This window comes from Campylobacter concisus (assembly GCF_001891085.1).
Classification (GTDB): Bacteria; Campylobacterota; Campylobacteria; order Campylobacterales; family Campylobacteraceae; genus Campylobacter_A; species Campylobacter_A concisus_O.
Genome location: NZ_JXUP01000006.1, coordinates 92,990 through 118,651 on the forward strand (window position 1 = coordinate 92,990; position 25,662 = coordinate 118,651).

At 36.6% G+C, this 25,662-nt stretch carries 24 protein-coding genes, 1 tRNA gene and 1 pseudogene; 19 read left to right on the plus strand and 7 right to left on the minus strand.

Features of this window, described 5'->3' with window-relative positions:
• The first annotated feature begins 292 nt into the window (after positions 1 to 292).
• The 6 genes from TH67_RS05805 to TH67_RS05830 are packed head-to-tail and all read left to right on the plus strand — an operon-like array spanning position 293 to position 8,601.
• Positions 293 to 877: a restriction endonuclease subunit S gene (locus TH67_RS05805; protein ID WP_072594763.1), complete on the plus strand. Its 585-nt coding sequence runs from the start codon at positions 293 to 295 to the stop codon at positions 875 to 877.
• A 1-nt stretch (position 878) separates the two neighbouring features.
• Complete coding sequence (locus TH67_RS05810) at positions 879 to 2,369, plus strand: type I restriction-modification system subunit M (RefSeq protein ID WP_072594764.1); 1,491 nt, start codon at positions 879 to 881, stop codon at positions 2,367 to 2,369.
• Positions 2,366 to 3,613 carry a restriction endonuclease subunit S gene (locus TH67_RS05815; RefSeq protein ID WP_072594765.1) on the plus strand — a complete coding sequence of 416 codons (1,248 nt, stop codon included), beginning with the start codon at positions 2,366 to 2,368 and terminating at the stop codon, positions 3,611 to 3,613. The genes TH67_RS05810 and TH67_RS05815 overlap by 4 nt, the downstream gene beginning before the upstream one ends.
• A gap of 2 nt (positions 3,614 to 3,615) precedes the next feature.
• Positions 3,616 to 4,857, plus strand: a complete 1,242-nt coding sequence (locus TH67_RS05820; protein ID WP_219334525.1) for a haloacid dehalogenase-like hydrolase — start codon at positions 3,616 to 3,618, stop codon at positions 4,855 to 4,857.
• 17 nt (positions 4,858 to 4,874) lie between these two features.
• Complete coding sequence (locus tag TH67_RS05825) at positions 4,875 to 7,952, plus strand: type I restriction endonuclease subunit R (RefSeq protein WP_072594767.1); 3,078 nt, start codon at positions 4,875 to 4,877, stop codon at positions 7,950 to 7,952.
• Positions 7,942 to 8,601: a M48 family metallopeptidase gene (locus tag TH67_RS05830; RefSeq protein ID WP_072594768.1), complete on the plus strand. Its 660-nt coding sequence runs from the start codon at positions 7,942 to 7,944 to the stop codon at positions 8,599 to 8,601. The genes TH67_RS05825 and TH67_RS05830 overlap by 11 nt, the downstream gene beginning before the upstream one ends.
• Positions 8,602 to 8,713: 112 nt before the next feature.
• Here TH67_RS05830 and TH67_RS05835 read toward each other — a convergent pair.
• The 6 genes and pseudogenes from TH67_RS05835 to aspS form a co-directional block, all read right to left on the minus strand.
• Positions 8,714 to 8,790, minus strand: a tRNA-Ile gene (locus tag TH67_RS05835).
• Between the two features lie 122 nt (positions 8,791 to 8,912).
• On the minus strand, positions 8,913 to 9,431 hold the full coding sequence (gene ppa / locus TH67_RS05840; protein WP_072594769.1) for an inorganic diphosphatase: 519 nt from the start codon (positions 9,429 to 9,431) through the stop codon (positions 8,913 to 8,915).
• Between the two features lie 69 nt (positions 9,432 to 9,500).
• Positions 9,501 to 9,839: a NirD/YgiW/YdeI family stress tolerance protein gene (locus TH67_RS05845; RefSeq protein ID WP_072594770.1), complete on the minus strand. Its 339-nt coding sequence runs from the start codon at positions 9,837 to 9,839 to the stop codon at positions 9,501 to 9,503.
• Between the two features lie 71 nt (positions 9,840 to 9,910).
• Positions 9,911 to 10,375, minus strand: coding sequence for a hypothetical protein (locus TH67_RS05850; RefSeq protein ID WP_072594771.1), 465 nt, complete (start codon positions 10,373 to 10,375; stop codon positions 9,911 to 9,913).
• 137 nt (positions 10,376 to 10,512) lie between these two features.
• Positions 10,513 to 11,082 carry an adenylate kinase gene (locus TH67_RS05855; RefSeq protein ID WP_072594772.1) on the minus strand — a complete coding sequence of 190 codons (570 nt, stop codon included), beginning with the start codon at positions 11,080 to 11,082 and terminating at the stop codon, positions 10,513 to 10,515.
• 188 nt (positions 11,083 to 11,270) lie between these two features.
• Positions 11,271 to 13,027, minus strand: a pseudogene (aspS, locus tag TH67_RS05860) (aspartate--tRNA ligase).
• Between the two features lie 92 nt (positions 13,028 to 13,119).
• On the opposite strand from aspS, the gene TH67_RS05865 reads away from it, so the two are divergent.
• The 13 genes from TH67_RS05865 (at position 13,120) to mrdA (ending at position 24,737) form a co-directional block, all read left to right on the plus strand.
• Complete coding sequence (locus TH67_RS05865) at positions 13,120 to 13,995, plus strand: NAD(+) kinase (protein ID WP_072594773.1); 876 nt, start codon at positions 13,120 to 13,122, stop codon at positions 13,993 to 13,995.
• Positions 13,988 to 15,508 carry an AAA family ATPase gene (locus TH67_RS05870; protein ID WP_072594774.1) on the plus strand — a complete coding sequence of 507 codons (1,521 nt, stop codon included), beginning with the start codon at positions 13,988 to 13,990 and terminating at the stop codon, positions 15,506 to 15,508. The genes TH67_RS05865 and TH67_RS05870 overlap by 8 nt, the downstream gene beginning before the upstream one ends.
• Before the next feature lie 88 nt (positions 15,509 to 15,596).
• A complete protein-coding gene (locus TH67_RS05875; RefSeq protein ID WP_072594775.1) occupies positions 15,597 to 16,853 on the plus strand; it encodes a GGDEF domain-containing response regulator in 1,257 nt (418 codons plus the stop codon).
• Positions 16,850 to 17,635, plus strand: a complete 786-nt coding sequence (locus TH67_RS05880) for a TatD family hydrolase (protein WP_072594776.1) — start codon at positions 16,850 to 16,852, stop codon at positions 17,633 to 17,635. The genes TH67_RS05875 and TH67_RS05880 overlap by 4 nt, the downstream gene beginning before the upstream one ends.
• Positions 17,636 to 17,699: 64 nt before the next feature.
• The gene (locus TH67_RS05885; RefSeq protein WP_072594777.1) at positions 17,700 to 18,911 is read left to right on the plus strand and encodes a lytic transglycosylase domain-containing protein; all 1,212 of its coding nucleotides are present in this window, start codon (positions 17,700 to 17,702) and stop codon (positions 18,909 to 18,911) included.
• Complete coding sequence (locus TH67_RS05890) at positions 18,898 to 19,755, plus strand: septal ring lytic transglycosylase RlpA family protein (protein ID WP_081370918.1); 858 nt, start codon at positions 18,898 to 18,900, stop codon at positions 19,753 to 19,755. Before TH67_RS05885 ends, TH67_RS05890 begins: the two co-directional genes overlap by 14 nt.
• A gap of 15 nt (positions 19,756 to 19,770) precedes the next feature.
• The gene (hisB, locus tag TH67_RS05895) at positions 19,771 to 20,346 is read left to right on the plus strand and encodes an imidazoleglycerol-phosphate dehydratase HisB (RefSeq protein WP_072594985.1); all 576 of its coding nucleotides are present in this window, start codon (positions 19,771 to 19,773) and stop codon (positions 20,344 to 20,346) included.
• Positions 20,343 to 20,831, plus strand: a complete 489-nt coding sequence (locus tag TH67_RS05900; RefSeq protein ID WP_072594778.1) for a KdsC family phosphatase — start codon at positions 20,343 to 20,345, stop codon at positions 20,829 to 20,831. The genes hisB and TH67_RS05900 overlap by 4 nt, the downstream gene beginning before the upstream one ends.
• Positions 20,822 to 21,349, plus strand: a complete 528-nt coding sequence (locus TH67_RS05905; RefSeq protein ID WP_072594779.1) for an LPS export ABC transporter periplasmic protein LptC — start codon at positions 20,822 to 20,824, stop codon at positions 21,347 to 21,349. Before TH67_RS05900 ends, TH67_RS05905 begins: the two co-directional genes overlap by 10 nt.
• Positions 21,322 to 21,798, plus strand: a complete 477-nt coding sequence (gene lptA, locus TH67_RS05910) for a lipopolysaccharide transport periplasmic protein LptA (protein ID WP_072594780.1) — start codon at positions 21,322 to 21,324, stop codon at positions 21,796 to 21,798. The genes TH67_RS05905 and lptA overlap by 28 nt, the downstream gene beginning before the upstream one ends.
• Entirely contained in the window at positions 21,795 to 22,409 is a 615-nt protein-coding gene (gene yihA / locus TH67_RS05915) for a ribosome biogenesis GTP-binding protein YihA/YsxC (protein ID WP_072594781.1), read from the plus strand. The genes lptA and yihA overlap by 4 nt, the downstream gene beginning before the upstream one ends.
• Position 22,410: 1 nt before the next feature.
• A complete protein-coding gene (locus TH67_RS05920) occupies positions 22,411 to 22,902 on the plus strand; it encodes a hypothetical protein (protein ID WP_072594986.1) in 492 nt (163 codons plus the stop codon).
• The gene (gene mrdA / locus TH67_RS05925; RefSeq protein ID WP_072594782.1) at positions 22,899 to 24,737 is read left to right on the plus strand and encodes a penicillin-binding protein 2; all 1,839 of its coding nucleotides are present in this window, start codon (positions 22,899 to 22,901) and stop codon (positions 24,735 to 24,737) included. Before TH67_RS05920 ends, mrdA begins: the two co-directional genes overlap by 4 nt.
• A gap of 196 nt (positions 24,738 to 24,933) precedes the next feature.
• Here mrdA and queC read toward each other — a convergent pair whose 3' ends face one another.
• On the minus strand, positions 24,934 to 25,647 hold the full coding sequence (gene queC, locus TH67_RS05930; protein ID WP_257638048.1) for a 7-cyano-7-deazaguanine synthase QueC: 714 nt from the start codon (positions 25,645 to 25,647) through the stop codon (positions 24,934 to 24,936).
• Positions 25,648 to 25,662 lie beyond the last annotated feature (15 nt).

Consider the following 25,662-nt stretch of genomic DNA (forward strand, 5'->3'; position numbering starts at 1 on the left):
TGCAAAAATGGTAGTTGAAGATAAATTTATGCAAATGTAAATCGCAACTGCGACCAAATTTGGTGTAATTATAACCAAAAGTAAGTTTAAAAAGCGAGATAATTTTAATAAGATAAAAATTTATATTGTAAATTTAATGTCTAAAAAATGATTAAAATTTTAGCCGACAATTTAATGTATTATTTTAGAAATAATATAAAAATATATTGTCAGTTTTTATCTTTTTTGTTATACTTCGCTCATAAAAGTATTAGTATTATTTTTAAAATAATACAGAAAGGAGTATCTTAAAATGATAAAAATAGGCGATATGTCTGAGATAAAAACTGGTCTAGTTTTAAACCGCAAAAAGGCAGACAAAAACGTAGATGAGAAATTTCGCTATAAAGTAGTCTCGCTAAAGTCCTTTAACGAAAGTGCACTCTTTGACGGCTCGTTTGCCGATGAGTTCATATCAAGCGAAAAAATAAGCGATGAGTATAAAGTAAGCCGTGGCGATGTCTTGCTGCGCCTTAGAGAGCCGAATTTCGCCGTTTATATAGACAAAGATTATGACGATCTTATCTACTCATCTTTGATGGTTCGCATAAGGGTTAAAAGCGACATATTTGATCCGCGTTTTGTGGCGCATTATCTAAACAGTAGCGCCGTTAAAAGAGCTCTTGCGCCAGATATTTCAGGCACTACAATAGCGATGATAGGTATTGCAAGCATAAATAATATAAAAATACCAGCCATAAATTTGCAAACCCAAAACAAGATAGTAAAATACCTAAATTTAGCTCGCGAGGAGAGCGAAATTTTGCAAAATTTAGCAGCTCAAAAGCAAAAATACCACAAAAGCATATTTGAAAATTTAATAAAAGAGGAGAACTAAGATGCAAAAGACCACTCAAGAGATCATAAATAACGTCGTTTGGAAGGCTTGCGACACATTTCGCGGCACGATGGACGGAAGTGATTATAAAGACTATGTTTTAACGATGCTTTTTGTTAAGTATCTATCTGATTTTTATAAAGAAAAGCTTGAATTGCTTAAAGCCGAATACGGCGATAAGAGCGATAGGGTCGAAGCAAAGCTAAAGAAAGAGAAATTTAAACTTGATGAGAGTTGCACCTTTGAATATCTTTTGGCGCACAAAGAGGCTGCAAATTTAGGCGAGATAATGAACAAAACGCTAGAAAAGATCGAAGAAGACAATAAAGACAAGCTTGAAGGCATCTTTAGAAGCATCGACTTTAATAACAAAAACAAGCTCGGCGACACGAAAGTGAGAAACGCCATATTGAAAAATTTGCTCGATGATTTTAGTGACGCTAGGCTAGATCTTCGCCCTTCTATGCTTGAGGGCAACGACATAATAGGCGACGCATATGAGTATCTTATAGCTTACTTTGCAAGTGACTCTGGCAAAAAAGGCGGAGAGTTTTACACACCAAGCGAGGTTTCGACGCTTCTTGCAAAACTAGTTGAGCCAAAAGAGGGCGATATGATCTACGATCCTACTTGTGGCTCTGGCTCGCTTCTTATCAAGGCTTCAAAAGAGGTCGGCAGCAAAAATTTCCGCCTTTACGGACAAGAGAAAAACGGACAAACTCACGCACTTTGCAAGATGAATATGTTCTTACACGAGATAAACGATGCGGTGATCGAGTGGGGCGATACGATCAGAAATCCACTCCACCTACAAGACAACCTCATAAAGACATTTGACATAGTCGTGGCAAATCCCCCCTTTAGCCTTGATAAATGGGGTGCCGACTTTGCCGTGAACGATCCTTTTATGAGATTTGCTAGCTATGCTTTACCGCCAAAGAGCAAGGGTGACTACGCATTTGTCGTGCATATGATAAAAAGCTTGGGTACTAACGGCAAAATGGGCGTCGTACTTCCGCATGGAGTGCTATTTCGCGGAGCAAATGAGGGTAAGATCCGCCAAAAGCTAATCGAAGAAAATTTACTTGACGCCGTCATCGGACTACCGGCAAATTTATTTTATGGCACGACCATCCCTGCTTGCATACTTGTTTTTAAGAAAAACCGCTCAAACGAAGATGTGCTATTTATCGATGCTAGCAAGGAATTTGAAAAAAGCAAAAACCAAAACTCGCTAAGTGAGCAAAATATAAAAAAGATAGTCACTACCTATAAAAACAGAAGCGAGATAGAAAAATACTCCCACCTAGCAAGCCTTAGCGAGATAAAAGAAAACGACTATAACCTAAACATCCCTCGCTACGTCGATACCTTTGAAGAAGAAGAGATTGTAGATATCGAGGCGACAAAGAAAGAAATTTCACGCCTAGAAGCCGAGCTAAAAAGCATTCAAAGCAAGATGAGCGAGTATCTTGCGGAGCTTGGGTTATGAGCGAATTTAAAAATTTACCAAGCGGATGGAAGGTCGTGAGGCTTGGGGATGTTGCTGAAAAATCTATTCTTAAAAATAGAAATAGTTCAATTAAATTGGTTTTGTCAAATTCAGCCATTGATGGTTTGGTTGCACAGAATGAATATTTTGATAAAGATATAGCAAATAAAGAAAATATACAAGATTATTACATTGTTGATTTGGGCGATTTTGTTTATAATCCAAGAATTTCACAGAGTGCCCCTACTGGACCAATTAATAGAAATATGTTATCTAAGGGCATAGTATCTCCGTTGTATACGGTTTTTACTGTTCAAGATGAGATATTGGCAAAATTTTTAGAATATTTTTTTAAAACTATTGTATGGCAAAATCAAGTCAAAAGTGTAGCAAACTACGGCGCTAGGCATGATAGGATAAATATAACAGATAATGCTTTTTTTTCTTTGAAAATTTTGACCCCGCCGTTAGACGAGCAAAAAAAGATAGCGGAAATTTTATCTACTTGGGATGAGGCTATAAATTTAACTATAAATTTGATAGAAAGCAAAAAGCAGTTTAAAAAAGCTCTTATGCAAAATTTACTCACAGCCAAGATCCGCTTTCCCGAGTTCAAAGGCGAGTGGCGAGAAATAAGGCTTGGTAATATAGGAAAATCATATAACGGCTTAATTGGTAAAGTTGCAGAAGATTTTCAAAATGGAAATTCAAATTTTATAACGTACAAAAATATCTTTGATAACCCTAAAATAGATATCAATATTTTTGAAAAAGTAAAAATTATGGAAGATGAAGAGCAAAATTTGGTTAAATTCGGAGATATATTTTTTACGACCTCATCAGAAACCCCAAACGAAGTCGGGATAAGCTCTGTTTTATTAAGTAAATGTGGTATTTTGTATTTAAATAGTTTTTGTTTCGGGTTTAGGTTAAACAATTTTGAAATTTTATCCCCGTGTTTTGCCGTATTCTATTTTAGAAGCGATTGTTTTAGAAAACAGATATTTAAATTAGCACAAGGTAGCACAAGATTTAATATATCAAAAACTGAGGTATTAAATTTAAATATTAAAATTCCAAATTTAGACGAGCAACAAAAAGTCGCAAAGGCTTTAACGGCTTGCGATGATGAGATAAATTTACTAAATTTAAAGCTTGAAAATTTGAAAAAACAAAAACAAGGCTTGATGCAAAAACTACTAAAAGGAGAAATAAGAACATGTTATGTGAAAAAAGCAATGTAATAATGGCAATCGCATATGATTTTGACGGAACACTAGCAAGAGGAAATATACAAGAAAATTCTTTTATACCAACAACACTAGGTATAAAAAAAGAAGATTTTTGGAATAAAGTAAAGGAACTATCTGAAGAAAACAATATGGATGAGATATTGTCATATATGTATTTGATTGTGAAAAAAGCAGATGGTGCTGGTGCAAAAATTACAAGAGAGGAGCTTAGTAAACACGGTAAAACTGTTAAATACTTTAACGGTGTGGAAGAGTTTTTTGAAAGGATTAATGATTATGCTGCACAAAAGGGGATATCGATTGAGCATTATATAGTATCATCAGGTACCAAAGAAATGATCGATGGAACGACTATAGCGAATAAATTTAAAAATATTTATGCGTCATCATTTATGTATGATGAATACGGCAAACCGACTTGGCCAGCTTTGGCAATTAACTATACGACAAAAACTCAATATTTATACAGGATAAGCAAAGGAATTCTTAACGCTTGGGACAATAAACTAATTAATAAATATATACCAGAGAATGAAAGACGTATTTTATTTGAGAATATGATATATATAGGTGATGGAGAAACCGATGTTCCAGCTATGAAGTTACTAAAAACTAATGGTGGAACTTCAATTGCTGTTTATGATGAAAATAAAGAAACTGCCAAAACTCTTTTGGAGCAAAATAGAGTTAATTATATTGCTAAAGCTGACTATACTGACGGATCGGAGATAGATGCTATTATAAAATCTACGATAGATAGAATTAGTTTAAACTTAACAAATGGAAAATTGCAAATATATAATAAGCAAAATACTACAGAAATAAACATACAAAAATCCAATAATCAAGCAAGGGATAAACAATATTATTTAAGTGTTCTTAAAACGGAAGGATTTAAATTAGAAGATACTAACAAGGCAAATAAAATATATTTAAAAAAATATTCATGGGATGACCACGGATATCAAACCTCGTTTTATATATGGAATAATGGAAATTATATTGGAACGGCTAAAATAGCGAAACTAAATCAAAATAAAAATGAGCATACTGCGGATTTACTGGAGAAGAATTTTGATAAGTTAGATGATGATTTTTTCTCTGTTATACGCTTTAAAAAAGATGAGATAGATGAAGATACTAAAGAGGCATTGAGGTTTTTATTGAATGATATTAGTAATACTAATAAATACGATAATAATGAAATTGTAAAAAAATCTTTAAAGAGAAGTTAGCCAAATAAGGATACCAAATGACCCCAGATACTTCAGAAAATAAGATCCAGCAAAACAGCATAAATTTACTTCAAAGCTTGGGCTATAAATTTATAAGCAGAGAGGAAAATTTAAAGCTTCGTGGCGGTAAATCAAGCGAGATTTTGTTTAGAGAAATTTTAACCAAAAAGCTTGGTGAGATAAATGGCTATGAGTATAAGGGCAAGAGGTATAAATTTAGCCAAAGTAATGTTTTGAAAGCGGTTGATGAGCTAGCTGGGGTATCTTTAAACGAAGGGCTAATGGTCGCAAACGAAAGGATCACAAATTTACTCTTGCTTGGAACCAGTTTAGAAGAAAATTTAGAAGATGGGACGAGGAGGAGCTTTTCTTTTAAATTTATAGACTTTGAAAATTTGCAAAATAACGACTTTTGCGTAACGGAAGAATTTGAAGTAAGCAGAGTAAGCCAGAGCGACGCACAAAAACACAGAAGACCTGATCTTGTGCTTTTTATAAACGGCATACCAATAGTCGTGATCGAGCTTAAAAAATCAAGCGTAAGCTTTGAAAACGGCATAAAGCAGCTTGAAAAAGAGCAGGGCAAAGATGAGATAGCGCACCTTTTTAAATACATCCAGCTAACCATCGCGGCAAATGGAAGTGGGGCAAGATACGGCACAACTGGAACGCCGTTTAAATTTTATAGCGTGTGGAAAGAACAAGACGAGGTAAAAGCAAAAGAGAGCCTAAAGAGCGTGATAAATGGTAGAGAGGTGAGTGCGCTTGATATGACACTCTTTGCGCTACTATCGAAAGATAGGCTGCTAAGGCTAGTTAGGCACTATATAGTGTTTGATAAAAGGATGAAAAAAGTTTGCAGATATCAGCAGTTTTTCGCTATCGAAGAGACGCTAAAGAGGGTATCGGCGAAAAAAGACGGAGCAAGAGCGGGCGGACTCATCTGGCACACGCAAGGAAGCGGCAAATCGCTCACGATGGTGATGCTAACAAAGCTTTTAAAGCAAATTTACATAAACTCAAAGATCATCGTCGTAACTGATAGGATAGATCTAGACGGACAGATACACGAGACTTTTGAAAATACGGACGTGAAAGCAGGGCGAGCAAGTAGCGGAAGCGATCTGATAGAGAAGCTACAAAGCGGTGTTAGCGTGATAACTACGCTTGTGCATAAATTTGAAAAGGTGAAAAATCAAAAGGTAGTGATAAGAGATGGCGATATATTTGTGCTAGTGGATGAGAGCCACCGCACGCAAGGTGGAGACCTGCATAAGGCTATGAAAAAGGCGTTGCCTCTTGCTTGTTATATAGGATTTACCGGCACGCCACTTTTAAAACGCGAGAAAAACAGCTTTGCCAAATTTGGCGGAGAAATTCATAGATATACGATAGATGATGCGGTAAAAGACGGAGCTGTGTTGCCGCTACTTTACGAGGGGCGATACGTGGGTCAAGAGGTGCTAGACCCTGAGGGGCTAACTAGGAAATTTGACCTCATATCAAGAGAGCTTGGCGATGAGGCTAAAAGGGACTTGCAGCAAAAGTGGGCGAGGTTTGAGCGTGTGGCATCAAGTGAGCAAAGGCTGGAGCTAATAGCTGTGGATATAAATGAGCACATCAAAAAGACTTTGAAAAAAAGTGGCTTTAAGGCGATGCTGGCAACGCAAAGAAAATATGACGCCATAAAATATCATCAGATATTTGAAGAATTTGGAGAGATAAAAAGTGCTTATGTGATATCAAGCAATGAGCACGAGGAACTTGAGGGCGGTCATAAAGAGTATGTCGCAAAGGCGTGGCAAGAGACTATAAGGGGCTACGGCAGCGAAGAAGCGTATCTAAAGCATGTGAAGGATGAATTTATTTACGGCGACGAGATAGACTTGCTCATCGTCGTGGATAAGCTTTTAACTGGCTTTGACGCGCCAAGAGCAAGCACGCTTTATATAGATAAACAGCTAAAAGAGCATAATTTGCTCCAAGCCATAGCTAGAGTAAATAGGCTTTATGACGGGAAAGACTACGGCTACATTATTGACTATAGAGGGCTTTTAGGTGAGCTTGATCAGGCGCTTACTAGCTATGCTTCGCTAAGTGGCTTTGACCCAGAAGATATAACTGGAGCCGTGATAGACGTAAGAAGCGAGATAATAAAGGCTAAGACTTACTATACTCATCTGGATGATCTTTTTAGCAGCGTGAAATTTAAAGACGATCTGGAAAGCTACGTGGCGGTTTTAGAAGACGCGCAAAAACGAGATGACTTTAAAGAGTGGCTATCGCAGTTTGCTAGGGCATTTAAACTAGCGCTTTCAAGTGAGAAAATTTCTGATATCTTAAGTGAAGAGGAGATCAAAACTTATAAGCAAAGAGTTAAATTTTATAACGAGCTAAGAAAGGCGGTACAACTAAGGTATCACGAGGCTTGCGACTTTGGCAAATACGAAGCACAGATGCAAAAGCTGCTCGATACTTACGTAAATGCACAAGGGGTCAATAAGCTTACGAAGCTCGTAAATATCTTTGAGACAGAATTTGACGATGAGGTGCAAAGGGTTGAGGGTAAAAACGCAAAGGCTGATATGATCATCAGCGCCGTAAGCGCGGTAGTAAAAGAGAAAATGGACTCAAATCCAGCATTTTATAAATCAATAGCGCAGCAGATACAAGATATCATCGACGAGTATAAAGCAAAAAGGCTAAGCGAAGAGGAAAAGCTTGCCAAAGCAAAACTACTAAAAGACCTTATAACAGGTGCTTTAAAGCCAAATGAAGATAGATATCCAAAAGAATTTAATGGTAAGAAAATTTTGTTTGCTATTTATGATAATTTGTTTGATATTTTGGGCGATGTGGAGCTTGCGGATATAGAGACGGTCGCTAAAAATTTGAGCATGAAATTTTATGAAATTTACGAAGAGGCTTCAAAAAAACCAGAATGGCACAAAAATAAAGACGTAGAAAATGAGATAACAAGCGCTATGGAGGACGCTCTTTGGGAGGTAGAGGACGAATACGGCGTTTCTATCGATGAGAAAGAGAAAATTTACCAAACTATCCGTGGAATAGAGATAAGCTTTTATGTTAAATGAGGTAAAAATCATCAAAAAAGAGGTGAAAAATATCACCTTAAAAGTTAGACCAAATGGCGAAGCGATCCTAACCGCGCCAAAAACCGCAAGCAATGAGCATATAAAATTTATCATAAAAAAAAGAGCTAAATGGATAGTACAAAAGCGTGCGTTTTTTACCTCGTTTAAGACGAGCCAAAAAGAGTACGTAAGCGGTGAGGACTTTAAATATCTTGGACGAAGCTATAGGCTTAAAGTGGTACAGTCTAAAGAGGAGCGTGTAAGGTTGCAAAGAGGCTATCTGGGGCTCTTTGTGAAAGATAAAAGCGACCTAGAGCGAAAAAGAAATTTGGTCTATGAGTGGTACTATGAAAAGGCGATGTTATATTTTTTTAATATCTTGCAAGAGTTTAACAAGATGGTAAAACAAGATATCAAAAGCGTAAAGATAAGGCAGATGAAGACGAGATGGGGGAGTTGCAACCCCTATAAATCATATATAAATTTAAACATAGAGCTTATCAAAAAGCCAAAATCGTGCATCGAGTACGTCATATTTCACGAGCTTGCTCACCTGCTGTATCCAAATCACTCAAAGAAATTTTATGACTATCTAACGCTTTATATGCCTGATTGGCAAAAACGCAAGGAAATTTTAGAAATAGTTTAGAAAATTTGGCTTAAATTTTGGACTATTAAACATTTTTTGTATTTTAAAAATATTTTAAAACCTAAGGAAAAGTGATAAAAAATTTTTAATTTTTTAGTGTTGATAAAGTAGGTGGTGGGTTCACCAGGACTCGAACCTGGGACCATCCGGTTATGAGCCGGATGCTCTAACCAACTGAGCTATGAACCCGCAGTTGAAAGAAAATTGTATTATACAAGAAAAAGCTTATCTAAATATAAAAAATAGCCTTTTTTACGTGGAGTATAAAACGAACAAATTTAAAAAGAAAAGCCCTAAAATAGGGCTTTAAATTATTTATAATTTTTAATAGCAGCGTCTAAAATCTCTTTTGCAGCGTTTGCGTCTTTAAATTCTTTTACCTTTACCCATTTATTTGGCTCAAGAATTTTATAAGTTTCAAAGAAATTTTTAATTTTATTTAGCGTTGCAACTGGTAAGTCTTCGTAGCTTTTTATCGCTTCATATCTTGGATCGATCTTTGTAACTGGCACAGCCAAAAGCTTCTCGTCCATACCTGCCTCATCCTCCATCACCAAAACGCCTATCAAGCGGCAAGGGATGACGCTACCAGCTTGAAGCGGATACTCATTTAGCACCAAAATATCAGCTGGATCGCCGTCAGCTGCAAGTGTGTTTGGCACAAAGCCGTAGTTTGCTGGGTAGAACATCGCTGAGTAAAGCACGCGATCAACCACGACTGCACCGCTATCTTTGTCGATCTCGTATTTGATATTTGAGCCATAAGGTATTTCGATTACGGCATTGATTTTATCTGGGTTTGAGCCAGCTTTAATTTTTGAAACGTCCATATATTCGTCCTTTGTGTTAGAAATTTTCGTGATTTTAGTATTTTTTGCATTAAATACTCGTAAATTTAACTACTTTACAACCTCTACGCTATCTACGTCGATCTCTGTTTTAGTGAAGTCTTTATCCACTTCGTCTTTTATCCTTAAAGGTGTATCTTCGTTGGCTGTTATGTTGCCCCATTTTTTATCGTCTATCTCAGCAACGATGACATCTCCATTTTTATCAACAAATTCATATTTGTCTGATTTTATGTGTGACTTTATCTTGCCCTCAATCACGACCTTTGCGTCGTCATTTAGCTTTAATGCCTCTTTTACGCTTATAACATTTTCGCTTTGGTGTTTTGAGGCAAAACCTCCAGCCATCGCAATGCTAGCAGATATTGCAGCGATTATGATCTTTTTCATTTTTATCCTTTAAAATTGGTTGTGAAATTTTAAGGGATGGTACATTTATGATATTAATAAAAGGTAAGTTTTTACATAAAATCTTTTGTAACAATTTTATAGATGTTTTTAGCGGTAATCGGTAGCGCTCTATCTGCGCTACCACCAAGAAAGCCATATCTAATCTCGACAGTAACGTTAAATTTGGCCACCTCTTTGCCACTTTGATCGACTAAATTTATGACTGCGAATGTCTCGGATTTGCCAGCACCACCTATGCCTAGGGTTAAGTGTCTAAGGATCCTAACTCCATTTTTTGTTCTTTGTATATCGCATTTTATGATTAGGTCGTCACCGTATTGGTTTTTCTTTTTTAAAAATGTATTTATGTGTCCTTCCAGCTTTTTATCAAGTTCAGTTTCGCCACAAACCGCTTTAGCACTGCTGTACTTATATGTGGTATCCTTTTCAACCATTTCTATATACTTTTTAGCACATCCTGTAAAGGCAAAAATGGCTATGATCGCAAGTAGTATTATAAATTTAAATTTATGCATAATTTCATCTTTGTTTAGGTCTGTTAAAAATAAATTTAGAATTGTAGGGAAGTTACATTTAAAATAAAATTAAAAATAAACATATTTGAATGATATTTATTTAGGACCTTGCACATTTTTATGCAAGGTCTGTAAATTTATAAAAGTTTAGCTAGTAAATTTTTGATATCAGCTACGATCTCGTCTATGCCACGCTCGCCATTTACTACGTGAAGTAGCTCTTTTTCGCTGTAAAATTTGCGGATAGGCACTATCGGATCAAGATATACTTTCATGCGGTTGTTAAAGACTTCGTTATTATCATCAGCGCCTCTTGCACGGCCAAGCACTCTAGCTCTTGCTACATCTTCGCTAACATCCACTTCGATGACGCCTTTTAGAGAAATTTCATCTTGCTCGCTTAAGACTTTGTCAAGCTCAGTCATTTGCTCAATGCTTCTTGGATAGCCGTCGATTATGATGTTTGATTTATTCGAGCTTTTGATGGCTGAGACGATCGCATTTACGACGACGTCAAGCGGGACCAAATTTCCTTTTGAGATAAAGCCGTCTATTAGTTTGCCAAGCTCGCTACCACTTGCGACTTCAGCTCTTAAAAGATCGCCAGTTGAAAAGTGCGCAAATTTCTCATCATGCTGTGCGATGATCGATGCGTCTGTTGTTTTGCCGCTGCCTGGAGCGCCGATGATTAAAAATAAATTTTTCATTCTTTCCCTTTTTATATTTTTTGAGCACCTTTGAATGAGTTTGAAAATTTCACCCTGTAGCAGACTATATGTCTAGCTTTGGGATGAAATTTTCTGCACAACATCCAAATTCACCTCAAAAATCTAATCTTTAAATAAAATAACTCAAATTTAGACATCCAAAAAGTCTAAATTTATTGCAAAAATTTTTAAGCCTTTTGCTCTTTTTCTCTTATCCTAAGTCCCAGCTCTCTAAGCTGCTCGTTGCTAGCGTGGCTTGGTGCCTTTGTGAGTGGGCACTGAGCGCGCTGCGTTTTAGGAAAGGCTATAACATCACGGATCGAGCCTGCTTTATTTACAAGCATATTTAGTCTGTCAAACCCGATCGCGATACCACCATGTGGAGGCGCACCAAACGTCAAGGCATCAAGCAAGAAGCCAAATTTCTCACGCTGCTCCTCTTCGTCTATGCCAAGAAGTTTAAAGACCTTTTGTTGGATATCGTTTTTGTGAATTCTTATACTTCCGCCACCAAGCTCAAAGCCGTTTAGTACGACGTCGTGAGCGATAGAGAGAATGTCCTCAAGATCAGGCTCATCTATATTTTTGGGCATTGTGAATGGATGGTGCATCGCAGAGTAGCTGCCATCATCATTTTGCTCAAACATTGGGAAGTCAAGCACCCATAAAAACTCAAGTTTGTCTTGATCGATGATATTCATTTGCTCAGCTAGGAAAATTCTAAATCTTCCCATATAATCAAGCACGACTTTTTTCTTGCCAGCACCAAAGAATACAACGTCGCCAACTTTTAGTTCACATCTTGAGACGATCTCGTCAAGATCGCTTTGCTCGAAAAATTTGCAAAGTGGGCCTTTTAGTCCTTCTTCTTTCATTTGGAAGTAGCCAAGCCCTTGTGCTCCAAATTTACGTACAAATTCTTCAAATCTATTCATCTCGCGCTTACTAAAGATGTTGTCACCATTTGGCACTTTTAGCGCTTTGATGCGGTTTTTCTTCTTATCTTTTGCAATAGAGCTAAAAATTTCATTGCTTGAGCGCTCGAAAATATCGATCACATCGATCATTTTTAGATCGTATCTAAGATCAGGCTTGTCTGAGCCGTAAGTCTCAGTGGCCTCTTTGTAGCTCATGCGTCTAAATGGCGTTTTGATATCGTATCCGCAGGCTTTAAAAATATCTTTTAGCATCGTCTCAGCCATATTTATGATATCTTCTTGCTCGACAAAGCTCATTTCGATATCTATTTGAGTAAATTCTGGTTGGCGATCAGCCTTAGGTCCTCGTCGCGGAAGCATTTTGCGATTTGGAAATATTTATCAAAGCCAGAACACATCAAAAGCTGCTTAAATAGCTGTGGGCTTTGTGGGAGCGCATAAAATTGACCCGGATATACACGGCTTGGCACTAGGTAGTCTCTCGCACCTTCTGGAGTTGCGCGCGTTAAAACTGGAGTTTCAAATTCGATAAAGCCCATTTTATCTAGGCTATTTCTAGCTGCGATCGCCGCGCGAGAACGCATTTTAAATATATTTTGCAAACGCTCGCTTCTAAGGTCTAAAAAGCGGTATTTTAGCCTGATATCTTCATTTACGCTCTCATCGCCTATCATAAATGGTAGCGGTTCGCTTGGATTTTCGATGATTAGCTCGCTTACTATTACTTCTATCTCGCCAGTTTTTAGCTTTGGATTGGTTAGTCCTTCGCCTCTAGCTCTTACTTTTCCTTTTGCCTTTAAGACATATTCATCTCTTACTTTTGCAGCCACGTCATGTGCTTCTTTGCTATCAGCTGGATCACAAACTAATTGTATAAGCCCACTAACGTCTCTTAAGTCGATGAAAACAACGCCGCCGTGGTCTCTATATGTGTTTGCCCAGCCACAAAGTATTACTTCTTTACCGATATCAGCTTTGCTAAGATCGGTGCAATAATGACTTCGCATAAAATGCTCCTTTGCAATGTTTTTTAGGCAATTATAATCGCTTTTTTCTTTTGAAAAGCTTTGTTAAAATAAAATATGTTACAATCATTTACATGAAAAATGAACAAAAATTTAATACTTTTTGCACAAAAAAAGTAGGACTTATTGCTAAAGATTATCCATTATTTAGGCAAGATTTAGAAAAATTAGAAAAAATTTTAAAAAAGTATAACGCAGAAATTTTGCTTGAAAGAAATTGTGCTAAGCGTATAGAAAAAAATGGTTTTGAGCTTATAAAATTAGCTAAAGAGTGCGAATTTTTGATCACTCTTGGTGGAGATGGTACGATCATTTCAACTTGTAGAAAACTAGCTCACATCTCACCGCTTGTCCTTGGTATACACGCTGGTAGACTCGGATTTCTAACCGACATAATGATTAATGAGAGTGAGAAATTTTTTAAAGACTTTTTTGATGGTGAATTTGAGATAGAAACGCCTTTTATGCTTGATGTGACGCTTCATAAAAATGATGGCAAAACTGAGCAAAAGATAGCATTTAATGATGCAGTCATCGTTAGTAAAAATGGCGGCTCGATGACGCATATCGAGGCACTTTTAAATGAAAAGTATTTTAACTCATATTTTGGTGACGGCGTTATAGTGGCAACACCTGTTGGAACAACGGCTTATAATATGAGCGCAAATGGTCCTATTATCTATCCATTAAGCGAAGTTTTTACAGTAACTCCTATCTGCTCGCACTCACTTACACAGCGTCCGGTCGTGCTTACGAAAAATCACACGGTTAAATTTAGGACAAATAGTGACGCCATTTTAGTAATAGACGGTCAAGATAGGTTTGATATGAGCAAAATTTCAGCCGTCAGCATGAGCCTTAGCAACAAAAAAGCGAGGCTGATACGCCATATTGGTAGGGATTATTTTCAAATTTTAAAAGAGAAACTTCACTGGGGTTATAATGATTGATCGAATTTTGATTAAAGATTATCTAAATTTTAAAAATGTCGAGCTAAATTTCAAAGAGGGTCTTAGCGTATTTACGGGCGTTAGCGGTGCTGGTAAGTCGGTGCTGATGAGTGCCATAATGGCTGTTTTTGGGCTAAAAGATAGCGAAGCAAGGCTGATAGAAGCTGACGTGGAGCATAAATTTGAGCTTGATGAGTTTGGCATAGAAAACGAAGAGGTCAATATTTTCAAGCTTTTAAAAGATAAGAGCACGAGGTATTTTATAAATCAACAAGCTATCTCAAAGAAAAATTTAGCTCAAGTGGCGCGCGAGCACATCAAATATCTCTCGGCAAAAGAGGCAAATGAATTTGAAAATGAGAAATTTCTAAATTTGCTTGACAGGCTTGAAATTTCAAAAAATGAGAAATTTAAAGAGATAAAGCAGGAATTTGAAGAAGCATTTTTAGAATTTTCTAAAATTTCAAAAGAGCTAGCCACTATAAAAGAGGAAGAGAAAAAGGTCGAGGAGCTAAAGGAGCTTGCTAGCTTTGAGATCGAGAAGATAAGAAGCGTCGGGCCTAAAAAAGGCGAGTTTGAAGAGCTTATGGAGACTAAAAAAAGGCTTAGTAAAAAAGATAAGATAAATGAGGCGTGGGCTAGGGCCGAGCGGATATTTGAGCTAGAGCACAGCGTAAATGAGGCGCTAAGCATCAGTGACCTTGACAACGGCTTTTTTGAAGATGCGATGAACGAGCTAAGGGTCGCAAGAGATAGCCTAAATATGGAGGAGCTTGACGATATCGACGTGGAGAGCGTGCTTGATAGGATAGAATCTCTTAATGCCATCATCAGGCGCTATGGCAGCGAAGAAGAGGCATTAGAAGCGCTTGATAAAAAGGAAAAAGAGCTTGCTAGATATGAAAATTTAAGCTTTGAAAAGAGCGAGCTTGAGAAGAAATTTGAAATTTTAAGCAAAAAGGCAAATGCGCTAGCCAGCACTTTAAGCAAGGCAAGGGGCGTAAATTTAAAAGAGCTTGAGGCGATGATAAATTTATACCTAAAAGAGCTTTATATGCCAGATATCACGCTAAGGATCGAGGGCAAAAAGCTTGATATCTTGGGAGTTGATGAAATTTGTCTAAATTTAAATGAGACTTCGCTTAAAAATTTAAGTTCAGGTGAGCTAAACCGTCTAAGACTGGCCTTTATAGCTGCCTCTAGTGAGATCACAAAAACGGGCGGTGATGTCATCATACTTGATGAAATAGATGCAAATTTAAGCGGAAAAGAGGCGATGAGTATCGCAAATGTTTTGCTTAAGCTTGCAAATTTTTATCAAATTTTTGCCATTTCACATCAGCCGCAGCTTAGCTCAAAGGCAAATTCTCACTTTTTGGTAGAGCGTCATGGAGAAAACTCGGTCGTAAGAGAGCTTGATAAAGATGAACGAGTGAGCGAATTAGCACGTATGATAAGTGGTGAGCACATAAGTGAAGAGGCAATAAATTTTGCGAAAGGGCTTTTAAAGTAGCTTAATTTAAATTATTAATTTAAGCTTTATAAATAAATTTATTTGATAAAATCGCCACTAATTTGATAAAAATTTTTGTAGGAATAATATGGAAAGAATCCTTGTAGTTGATGATAATAAGGCGTTAGCAAAGCTGATTGTTATGCAAATGGAAAAGACTATTGATGAGATGGCAATTGATGTCGCATATAGTTTTGCCGAGGCTCAAATGCTAATTAATGAGCATGACAAAGATTATTTTATGACTATTTTGGATTTAAATTTGCCAGATGCTCCAAATGGAGAGATCGTTGATTATGCACTTTCCAAAGGACTTTCAGCTATTGTTTTAACAGGTAGCATTGATGATGAAACAAGGCAAAATTTTATAAATAAAGATATTGTTGATTATGTTTATAAAGGGAATATGGACGATATCAACTATATCTTTCAAATGATAAATAGACTGAGCAAAAATAGACAATACAAGGTTTTGGTTGTCGAAGACTCGCTCCCTTTTAGAAATATGATAAAAAAGATATTAACTAGCCTTCAGTTTAAAGTTTTGGCTGCGGCTCATGGCGAAGAGGCAATGAACTATTTTGCAGATAATCCTGATATAAATCTTATAATAACTGATTATAGAATGCCAGTAAAAGATGGCCTTGAAGTTTTAAAGGAGGTTAGAAAAGAAAAAGATAAAAATAGTCTTGGCGTAATCGTTATGACATCTCCTAGCGAAAAGACTGACGCATCAATATTTTTAAAAAATGGTGCGAGCGATTTTATAGCAAAACCATTTTCAAAAGAAGAGCTAATATGCCGTGTTAATAATACGATCGAAGCGATGGAAAATATAAACAAGATAGCAAATTTTGCAAATCGCGACTTCTTAACAGGAGTTTATAATAGAAGATTTTTTTATTCTGACGTAGAAGAGTATGTTCAAGTAGCTGAAGAGACTAATGAGCCTTACGCTTTTGCAATGATTGATGTTGATTATTTTAAGAAAATAAATGATAAATATGGCCATGATGGCGGAGATAAGGTACTAAAATCAATCGCAAAAATTTTAAATGACAATACAAAAGGAAGCGATATCGTTGCTAGATTTGGTGGCGAAGAATTTTGCGTTGTCCTTAAAAAGATAAATAAAGAAGAAGCTGTTAAATTTTTTGTAAATTTGCGAGCCAAAGTAGCTGAAAATAAAGTAACTATAAAAAAGGAAAAAGTAAAAGTTACTATATCAATAGGCGTATCTTTTGGCAATGGGCATTGCGAGATAGACGATATGCTTGAGGCTTGCGATTCAGCGCTTTACACCGCAAAAGAAAATGGTAGAAACAGAGTAGAAATAGCTTTATGATTATAGATACGCATTGTCATTTGGATAGTAAAGTTTATGATCCTGACCTTGATAAAATTTTAGATGAAGCTAGAAATTTAGGGCTAAAGGGCTTTATTATCCCGGGAGCTGATATCAATGATTTACCAAAAGCGGCTAAAATAGCGCATGAAAATTCTGACATTTTCTTTGCCGCTGGAGTTCATCCATATGATAAAGAGAGTTTTAGTATTGAAATTTTAAGAAATTTTGCTAAAGATGAAAAGTGTGTGGCGATTGGTGAATGTGGTTTGGACTACTTTCGCTTGCCAAAAGATGAAAATGAAAAGATAAAAGAAAAAGAGGATCAAAAACGTATTTTTTTAGCTCAACTTGATTTAGCTGTTGAGTTAAAAAAACCCGTTATTCTTCATATTAGGGAGGCTAATGAGGACTCTTTTAATATCTTAAAAGAGTATTCACCAAAGCTTGAAGCTGGAGCGATTTTGCACTGTTATAATGCTTCACCACTTCTTTTAGAGCTTTGTAAATTTGGGAATTTTTACTTTGGCATAGGCGGTGTTTTAACATTTAAAAATGCTAAAAATTTAGTCGAGATTTTGCCAAAAATCCCATTTGATAGGATAGTTATTGAAACTGACGCTCCTTATCTCACGCCAGAACCAAATCGTGGCAAGAGAAATGAGCCGGCGTTTACGACATTTGTTGCTAAAAAGATAGCTGAAATTTTAAACCTTGAATCTGAAGTTGTTTGTGAAAAAACTTCAAATAATGCCAAAAGGTTGTTTAAGTGCTTTGCTTAAATTTTGAGCGTTGCACTTGTTTAAGATGCTAGCATCTTAAGTTTTGACACGAAAAAGGATAGAAATGAAAGCAATGCTTAAAATATTTTTAATGTTTGCATGTAGTACTTTGCTACTGGCAAATACACCTGAAAAGAGCTCATACGATACTCAGGTAAAAATTTTAAAAGAGCTGGATATTGACGCTAGCTTTATGAAGACTTCTCACTATGCAAAGATGAGGCAAGGTATCAAACAATCACAACTTGAAACATTTACAGAAGCTCTAAAAAATGGTTATATGTATATACCGATGGTAAAAGAGCAGATCAAAAAATCCGGTGTACCTGAGTCATTCTTTTATCTAGCTATGATAGAATCAGGCTTTTCAAATCATACAGTCTCAAACGCAAAAGCTACTGGCATGTGGCAGTTTATGGAGCAAACGGCTAGACTTCATGGTTTAAAAGTGGGTCAATATGTAGATGAGAGAAAAGATCCAGTAGAGTCTACTATTGCAGCAACAAATTATCTAAAGTCGCTTAAAAATCAATTCGGCAAATGGTATCTAGCAGCTATGGCCTATAACTGCGGCGATGGAGCCTTAAAAAGAGCCATACAAAAAGCTGGCACAGATGATCTTGTAACACTTCTTGATGCGGAGAAAAAATACCTTCCAGCAGAAACTAGAAATTTTGTTATCAAAATTTTAAGAGCAGAATATACCGCAAAAGACGCGGACTTCTTGATGTCTAAAGATTCATCTTTGTTAAACATAAACGGAGGACTAAAACTTGTAAAAGTAAAAGTACCTGGCGGTACAAATTTAGCTCAAATAGGCGATAGTATCGGCCTTAGTACAAAAAAAATGAAAAACAACAATCCGCACTTAAAATTTGTATTTACTCCACCAACTCTAAAAGATTATTATGTTTATATCCCTGAAAACAAAAAACAGCTTTTTGCAGAAAATTTCAAGCCATTTAATGGTAAAAATAATTTTTATGCCTACGTTGTAAAAAAGGGCGAAACATTACTTTCTATCTCTAAAAAAACAGGTGTTAGTCATAGAGCGATCAAAGACTACAACGAGCTTAGCACAAATGCCGTAAGCTATAATCAAAAACTAATTATTCCATTTTCCGCACAAAATAAATCTCAAAACTATATAGTCCAAACTGGTGATACGATAGCTTCTTTATCTAAGAAATTTAATGTGAGCGAAAAAGATTTAAAAGATGCAAATTCTTTTGCTAGTTCAAATTTAAATGTTGGAGCAAATATTGTCATACCGTAAGAGCCTAAAATTTTATATAGGGCTAAGTTTTACTCTTTTAGTTACTGGTTGCTCTTGGAGCGGGGCACCATTTACACCAAGTGGCCCAACTAATGTAAAGGGCAATAATTCAGCTTCTATCCAAAAAGCAACAATGAGACCTTACACAATAAATGGCAAAACATACTACCCAACCGTTGTAAGCGTGGGCGATAAGGCAAGTGGCACAGCAAGCTGGTATGGTCCAAATTTTCATGGTAAAACAACCTCAAACGGCGAAATTTATAATATGTACAACATGACTGCAGCACACAAAACTTTGCCGATGAATACGATCCTTAAAGTAACAAATTTAAGAAATCAAAAAAGCGTCATTGTTCGCGTAAATGATCGTGGACCTTTTGTGGCTGATAGGGTTTTAGACCTTTCAAAGGCGGCTGCAACTAAACTTGATATTATCGGTACAGGTACGGCTCCAGTCAGTATGGAAGTCATAGGCTTTAATGAAGATATTAATGCTGTTGCTAGCATTAACACTCAAACAAAACCAACAAGTACTGGTATAAAAGTGCCAAATCCAGTCTCTCCGACAGCTCCAACTGGAGGCATTATTATTTCGTCAGAGCAACGAGTCGTGGGTGGAGATTTTATGGTGCAAATTGGCTCATTTAAAAACCTTGAGGGCGCAAATAGATATCAAAGAGAGCATCAAAGCATAGATGGCTATAAGTCGGTAGTTAGGACATTTACTATAGATGGATCTACCATTTATAGAGTATTTTTAAATGGCTTTAGAAGTGAGGACGAGGCTAGGGATTATGCAAGAAGCGGTAAATTCCAAGGTGCATTTATAGTAAGAGGTTAGGGCGTGAAAGAAGAAATTTTAGAACTAACTAGAAATACAAAAGAGACACAAATCTCAATGAAACTTAAAATTTATGGCTCTGGTGTTGCAAAGATAGATACTGGCATTGGTTTTTTTGACCATATGCTTGAAGCTTTTACAAAGCATTCTTTGCTTGATCTTGAAATTTCATGCAAGGGCGATACCCATGTTGATTTTCATCATAGCGTTGAGGATGTCGGCATAGTTTTGGGTCAGCTTTTAAAAGAGGCCTTGTATCCACTAAGCGGCGTTGAGAGATTTGGCGAGGCAAGCGTTGTTATGGATGAGGCGGCTGTTTTTTGTGCACTAGATCTTAGCAATAGAGCCTATCTTGTCTATGAAAATTTTAATGAAAACGCCAAAGTAGGGGAGTTTGACACTGAGCTTGTGGAGGAGTTTTTTAGGGCAGTTGCTATAAATTCTGGTATCACGCTTCATTTAAATCAAATTCGCGGTAAAAACACTCACCACATCATCGAAGCAACGTTTAAATCATTTGCCGTAGCACTTCGTAGAGCACTTGCTAAAAACGCAAGGATAGGCACGCCAAGCACAAAGGGTGTTTTATGATAGAGATTATATTTTTAGATGTTGATGGTTGCCTGACTGATGGCAAGATCATCTACAATGCAAACGGCGAAGAGCTTAAATTTTTTGATGTAAAAGACGGCTACGCGATAGAAAGCTGGCTAAAGCTTGGCAAAAAAGTAGCTATCATAACTGGCAGAAAGTCAGCCATCATTGAGCGAAGGGCTGAGGATCTAAAGATAAATCACGTCTATCAAGGTGTTGGTGATAAATTTGAAGTGGCGAGTGAGATATTAAAATTTGAAGGGCTTAGCTTTAAAAACGCAGCAGCTATCGGCGATGACTACAATGACTATAAAATTTTAAATGCAGTTGCTTGGAGCTTTAAGCCAAAAGACGCGATAAAAGAGCTTGATGTAAAGACAAAACTAAAGCACAAAGGTGGCAATGGCGCGGTTAGAGAGATGATCGAGCTTATTATAAAATCAGAAAATTTATATGACGAGTGGTCGAAGCGTTGGTTGTAAAAATTTTCTACTTCGTCGTGGCCATTTTTAGTGTCGTGATGATATTTTTGGCAGCTCAAGATCCATACCTTGCAAATGTTTTAAAGATCGACACAAAGATATCAAATATGCAGATAAATGATGTGATAGATTATGAGATAAATTCCACGAAAATAAGCGGAGTATACGAGGCTGACGAGCTAAATAGATACAATGATAAAGATGAGTTTTTGAGTTTTAAGGCAAAAATTTTAAGAGGAAATTTAAAACATTTTTTAAGCTCAGACAAAGTAATCTCACAAAATGACGAAATCATCTTTCAAAAGAATGCGAACTATGAAAACAACGATAGTTTGAGATTTATAAGTGACGAAGTGATATATGGAACAAAAACAAAAATAGTAAGATCTGAAGCAAATTTCACACTCATAAGAAATAATGATAAGGCGCTGGGTGAGAGTGGAAGCTATGATCTTGGCAAAAAACAAACACAGGTAAAAGGGTTAAGGGCATGGGTAGAAGAAAATCAGCGATTTTAGCGGTGATATTGGGTTTTACATTTTTAAATGCAGAGCAAGTTGAAATCACATCAAATGATTTTTTTGCAGATGAGAATAAACAAACTAGTGAATTTATAGGTAATGTAAATATCAAAAAGGGTTCATTTGATGAGCTTAAGGCAGATAAAGTGGTCGTCTATTTTGACAAAAAACGCCAGCCTATAAAATATGTGGCCACTGGCAATGCTAGAGCAAAAATTTTTATAAAAGATAAGCACTATGATGGCAAAGGCAATACTCTTACATACGAGCCAGCAAAACAGATCTATACTGTTAGTGGAAATGGCTATTTGCACGAGGTAGAAACTGATAAGAATGTTTATGGCGAAAAGATAGTTGTTAATCAAAAAGATGGCACATATAGTGTAAATAGTGATGAAAAAAAGCCTGTTAAGTTTATCTTTCAGGTAGAGGAAAAAGATAAGTGATAAGGCCACTAGGTGCTAAATTTATCACATCAAGTCCAAGTATAAAAGAGGCTCCAAGCTTCGTAACAAGCGAAGTTGTCTTTTTGGGTAGATCAAATGTTGGTAAAAGCAGCCTCATAAATACACTTGTAAATCAAAAAAATCTAGCCAAAAGCTCATCGACTCCTGGCAAAACTCAGCTTATAAATTTTTTTGAGGCTGAGTTTTGTGAGCAAAAAGATGAACAGGAAGAAAAAGATAAATTTAAGCTCATTTTGGTTGATTTGCCAGGCTTTGGCTATGCAAAAGTGGCAAAGTCAAAGCATGATGAATGGCGTAAAAATTTAGATGAGTTTTTGAAATTTAGAAGCGACATTAGACTTTTTATACATCTAATTGACGCTAGGCATTTTGACCTAGACATCGACGTGAACGTGGATTCTTACCTAAAAAGCTTTTTAAGAGCTGACCAGAAAATTTTAAATTTATATACAAAAAGCGATAAGCTAAATCAAAGCCAAAAGAGTGCGGTAATGAAATTTGATCCAAGCGGTATCTTAGTCTCAACTCTTAATAAAAGCGGTATCGAAAAGGCTAGAGAAGCTATCATAAATAACGCTCTTGGTAGATAAAATGCAAACCATAAGCAGCTTAGATATTAAAATTTTTAAAGAATTTTGGTGGGCTATTTTTTTATTCTCACACGAGATCGCAACTACGCAATTTGGTTTCTTGCCACCACTCATTGGTATTTTTTTTACTTATATGATTTTGGAGTATTCAAGAAAACAAAAGCAATACGACGAGTTTAAGCACAATTGGTACTTTGCGATAATTTTTATAATATTTGCTGAGCAAATCCATGGATTTCATCTTTTTTCAACGATTATTGCATTTTTGCTTTTTTATAATTTTATTCTAGACTGGCTATATACCACGATGAAGTGGCGAAACTGCCTACTTATCATCTTTGTAGCAGCTGGATATACTTTAACATTTCTTGTAAATAATCTATTTGCTTACGTTTTGAATGAGCAAAATTTAACATTTTCGTCTGAATATCTATTTTTTATAGCATTTGAAAGTATCCTTGCTATCGTTCTTTTTAGGGATAAAGTGCTATGAGGATGCGCATCGTCTTTAGTGTGATCGCTCTTTTTTGGATTATACTTTTGGGACGAATTTATCACCTAAGCATAAACTCAAATACCTACTACAACGAGATCGCAGAACAAAACGCGATAAAGACTATTTATATTCCGCCAGTTAGGGGTATTATTTTTGACGCACATGATAAGCCAATGGCTGTTAATCGTCTTGGCTTTTCAGTATCCATTAGACCTCATTTAAGTGCTAATAAAAAGGTAAAAATTTTAGATGATGAGCTAGCTTACATTGGCTCACTATTTAGTGATCTAAATGTCACAAAGCTTAAAAATGAATACATAAAAAATGACTCAGCTTACAACCAGGATTTTATAAATGTGGTCGAATTTATTGATTATGATAAATTTTTACCATTTTTTGCATCACTTTCTTTGCGTGAAAATTTAGAAATAAGGCCCGCTTCAAAACGCCACTATCCGTATAACGATCTAGCTTCTCACATCATCGGCTATGTCGGTAGGGCAAATCAAAAAGATATGGATAATGATCCTTTGACAAAGCTTACAAATTATATCGGAAGAAGTGGCGTGGAGCGGTTTTATAATCCGATCTTACAAGGAATTCAAGGGTTTAAAAAGATAAAAGTAAATGCCTTAAATGAAGAGATAGAGCAGATAAGCTATCAAGCGTCACAAAGTCAAAACATCAAGCTTGCAGTCGATCTTGAGCTTCAGCAGTTTGTGGCCGATGTCTTTGGCAAAGATGCAGGAAGCGTCATAGTTATGAGTCTAAAAGATGGTGCTATCATAGCTGCTGGTAGTTTTCCAGAGTATGACCTAAACCCATTTGTGCTTGGAATTTCTCAGCCTGAATGGGAAGAGCTTGTAAAAAACGTCGATCATCCTTTTACAAACAAGCTAATAAACGGCCTTTATCCGCCAGGATCTGTCGTAAAAATGGGTATGGCGCTAGCGTTTTTGGATAATGGCATGAGTAAATACGATAGCTTTTTTTGTAGCGGCTCGTATGAGCTTGGAGGACGTAAATTCCGCTGCTGGAACTCTCACGGACATGGAAATGTTAATATGAATACGGCAATTAGAGAGAGCTGTGATGATTATTTTTATAAAGGTAGTCAAAAGATAGGGATCGACGCTATTGTGCCGATACTTGAACGTATGGGTTTTGGTAGAAAAACCGAGGTTGATTTACCAAATGAATTTGTGGGAACTTTGCCAAGCAGAGAGTGGAAGATGAGGAAGTATGGAAAGGCATGGTTTCAAGGCGAGACCCTCATCACCTCTATCGGCCAGGGAAATTTCTTGGTCACGCCTATGCAAGTGGCAAAATATACAGCAGGCCTTGCAACTGGGCTAAATGTGACTCCACATTTTTTAAAGAGCATTGATGACAAGGATGTTGATTTTACGCCAACAGATGATGCTTTCACGCCGTTTGAAAAATCACAACTACCAGCTATTAGGCATGCAATGTATGAAGTGGCAAATCACCCAAGAGGAACGGCAAATAGGCATTTTGTTGGAAGCCTAGTTAAAGTTGCTGCAAAAACAGGTACTGCCCAGGTCGTTGGAATTTCTCAAACTGAAAAGAAACGTATGAAAGAGGAGGATATGGCGTATTTGCAAAGATCTCATGCATGGATGACTACATATGCGCCTTATGAAGATCCGCAATATGTCATCACAATGGTTATCGAGCATGGTGGCCATGGCGGAAGTGCGGCTGGACCAAAAATCGCTCAAATTTATAATAAACTCGTTGAAATGGGATATATAAATTTAGAAAAAATCCAAAGTGATCAAAATAAAAAACAAGACAACAAGAAAAAATAAAGATCACTAAAAAGCCGTGGTAGTGACCGCTTACTTAGAAATTTTTACTGTACCCTTGGCTAAATTTATTAACTACTTTTTAATCTTCTTTATTAAATTTTGGTAAGTTTGACTGAGAATTTATGTTTTTGGTAGCTAGCAAGAGTCTAAACGTTGATATATCTTTAAATTTACTAAATGCCCTTGTTTTAGAGACTCATAAGGAAAATTTTTGATTTTTATATGCGATTTTATCAGTGGCGTTTGCCTTTTTAAAGCCATTTAGCCTTAGTCTGCAGCTATCGCAAAGTCCGCATGCCTCGTCATCGCTCTCGTAGCAGCTCCAAGTAAGCTCTAATGGCGAGCCAAGCTCAAGCGACTTTGCTACGATGTCAGCCTTGCTTAAATTTACAAGTGGAGTAATTATCTCACACGAAAAACTAGGTGATGTGCCTAAAATTATAGCCTCGTTTATGCTTTTTATGAAGCTTTCTTTGCAGTCAGGATAGCCTGAACTATCTTCTTCTACGACTCCGATATAGATAGCTTGTGCATTTTCTTTTTCAGCAAGTGCGGCAGCGACCGAGATAAAAATACCATTTCGAAAAGGTACGTAAGTATTTGGCACATCTTTTTCCACTCCGTCTTTTCTTATTTGCAAGCTTCCATCGGTTAAAGAATTTCCGCCTATTTGGGCAATAAAGCTAACATCCAAACTCATCTTTTTTGTAATGCCTAGTCTTTCGCAAATTTCGTTAAATGCACGTTTTTCGCGTTTCATCGTCCTTTGGCGATAGTCAAAATGAAGCGCTACAATATCATATCCAGCCTTTTTTGCCATTACAGCACAAAGCGTACTATCCATGCCGCCACTCATTATACAAACCGCTTTTTTCATATTTTGCCTTTTATTTTTGCTAGAATTATACAAAAAGTTACTAAGGAA

Coding starts and splice junctions, on each gene's coding strand:
- TH67_RS05805 (WP_072594763.1), top strand. CDS start 293: ATGATAAAAATAGGCGATATGTCTGAGATAAAAACTGGTCTAGTTTTA.
- TH67_RS05810 (WP_072594764.1), top strand. CDS start 879: ATGCAAAAGACCACTCAAGAGATCATAAATAACGTCGTTTGGAAGGCT.
- TH67_RS05815 (WP_072594765.1), top strand. CDS start 2,366: ATGAGCGAATTTAAAAATTTACCAAGCGGATGGAAGGTCGTGAGGCTT.
- TH67_RS05820 (WP_219334525.1), top strand. CDS start 3,616: ATGGCAATCGCATATGATTTTGACGGAACACTAGCAAGAGGAAATATA.
- TH67_RS05825 (WP_072594767.1), top strand. CDS start 4,875: ATGACCCCAGATACTTCAGAAAATAAGATCCAGCAAAACAGCATAAAT.
- TH67_RS05830 (WP_072594768.1), top strand. CDS start 7,942: ATGTTAAATGAGGTAAAAATCATCAAAAAAGAGGTGAAAAATATCACC.
- ppa (WP_072594769.1), bottom strand. CDS start 9,431: ATGGACGTTTCAAAAATTAAAGCTGGCTCAAACCCAGATAAAATCAAT.
- TH67_RS05845 (WP_072594770.1), bottom strand. CDS start 9,839: ATGAAAAAGATCATAATCGCTGCAATATCTGCTAGCATTGCGATGGCT.
- TH67_RS05850 (WP_072594771.1), bottom strand. CDS start 10,375: ATGCATAAATTTAAATTTATAATACTACTTGCGATCATAGCCATTTTT.
- TH67_RS05855 (WP_072594772.1), bottom strand. CDS start 11,082: ATGAAAAATTTATTTTTAATCATCGGCGCTCCAGGCAGCGGCAAAACA.
- TH67_RS05865 (WP_072594773.1), top strand. CDS start 13,120: ATGAAAAATGAACAAAAATTTAATACTTTTTGCACAAAAAAAGTAGGA.
- TH67_RS05870 (WP_072594774.1), top strand. CDS start 13,988: ATGATTGATCGAATTTTGATTAAAGATTATCTAAATTTTAAAAATGTC.
- TH67_RS05875 (WP_072594775.1), top strand. CDS start 15,597: ATGGAAAGAATCCTTGTAGTTGATGATAATAAGGCGTTAGCAAAGCTG.
- TH67_RS05880 (WP_072594776.1), top strand. CDS start 16,850: ATGATTATAGATACGCATTGTCATTTGGATAGTAAAGTTTATGATCCT.
- TH67_RS05885 (WP_072594777.1), top strand. CDS start 17,700: ATGAAAGCAATGCTTAAAATATTTTTAATGTTTGCATGTAGTACTTTG.
- TH67_RS05900 (WP_072594778.1), top strand. CDS start 20,343: ATGATAGAGATTATATTTTTAGATGTTGATGGTTGCCTGACTGATGGC.
- lptA (WP_072594780.1), top strand. CDS start 21,322: ATGGGTAGAAGAAAATCAGCGATTTTAGCGGTGATATTGGGTTTTACA.
- TH67_RS05920 (WP_072594986.1), top strand. CDS start 22,411: ATGCAAACCATAAGCAGCTTAGATATTAAAATTTTTAAAGAATTTTGG.
- mrdA (WP_072594782.1), top strand. CDS start 22,899: ATGAGGATGCGCATCGTCTTTAGTGTGATCGCTCTTTTTTGGATTATA.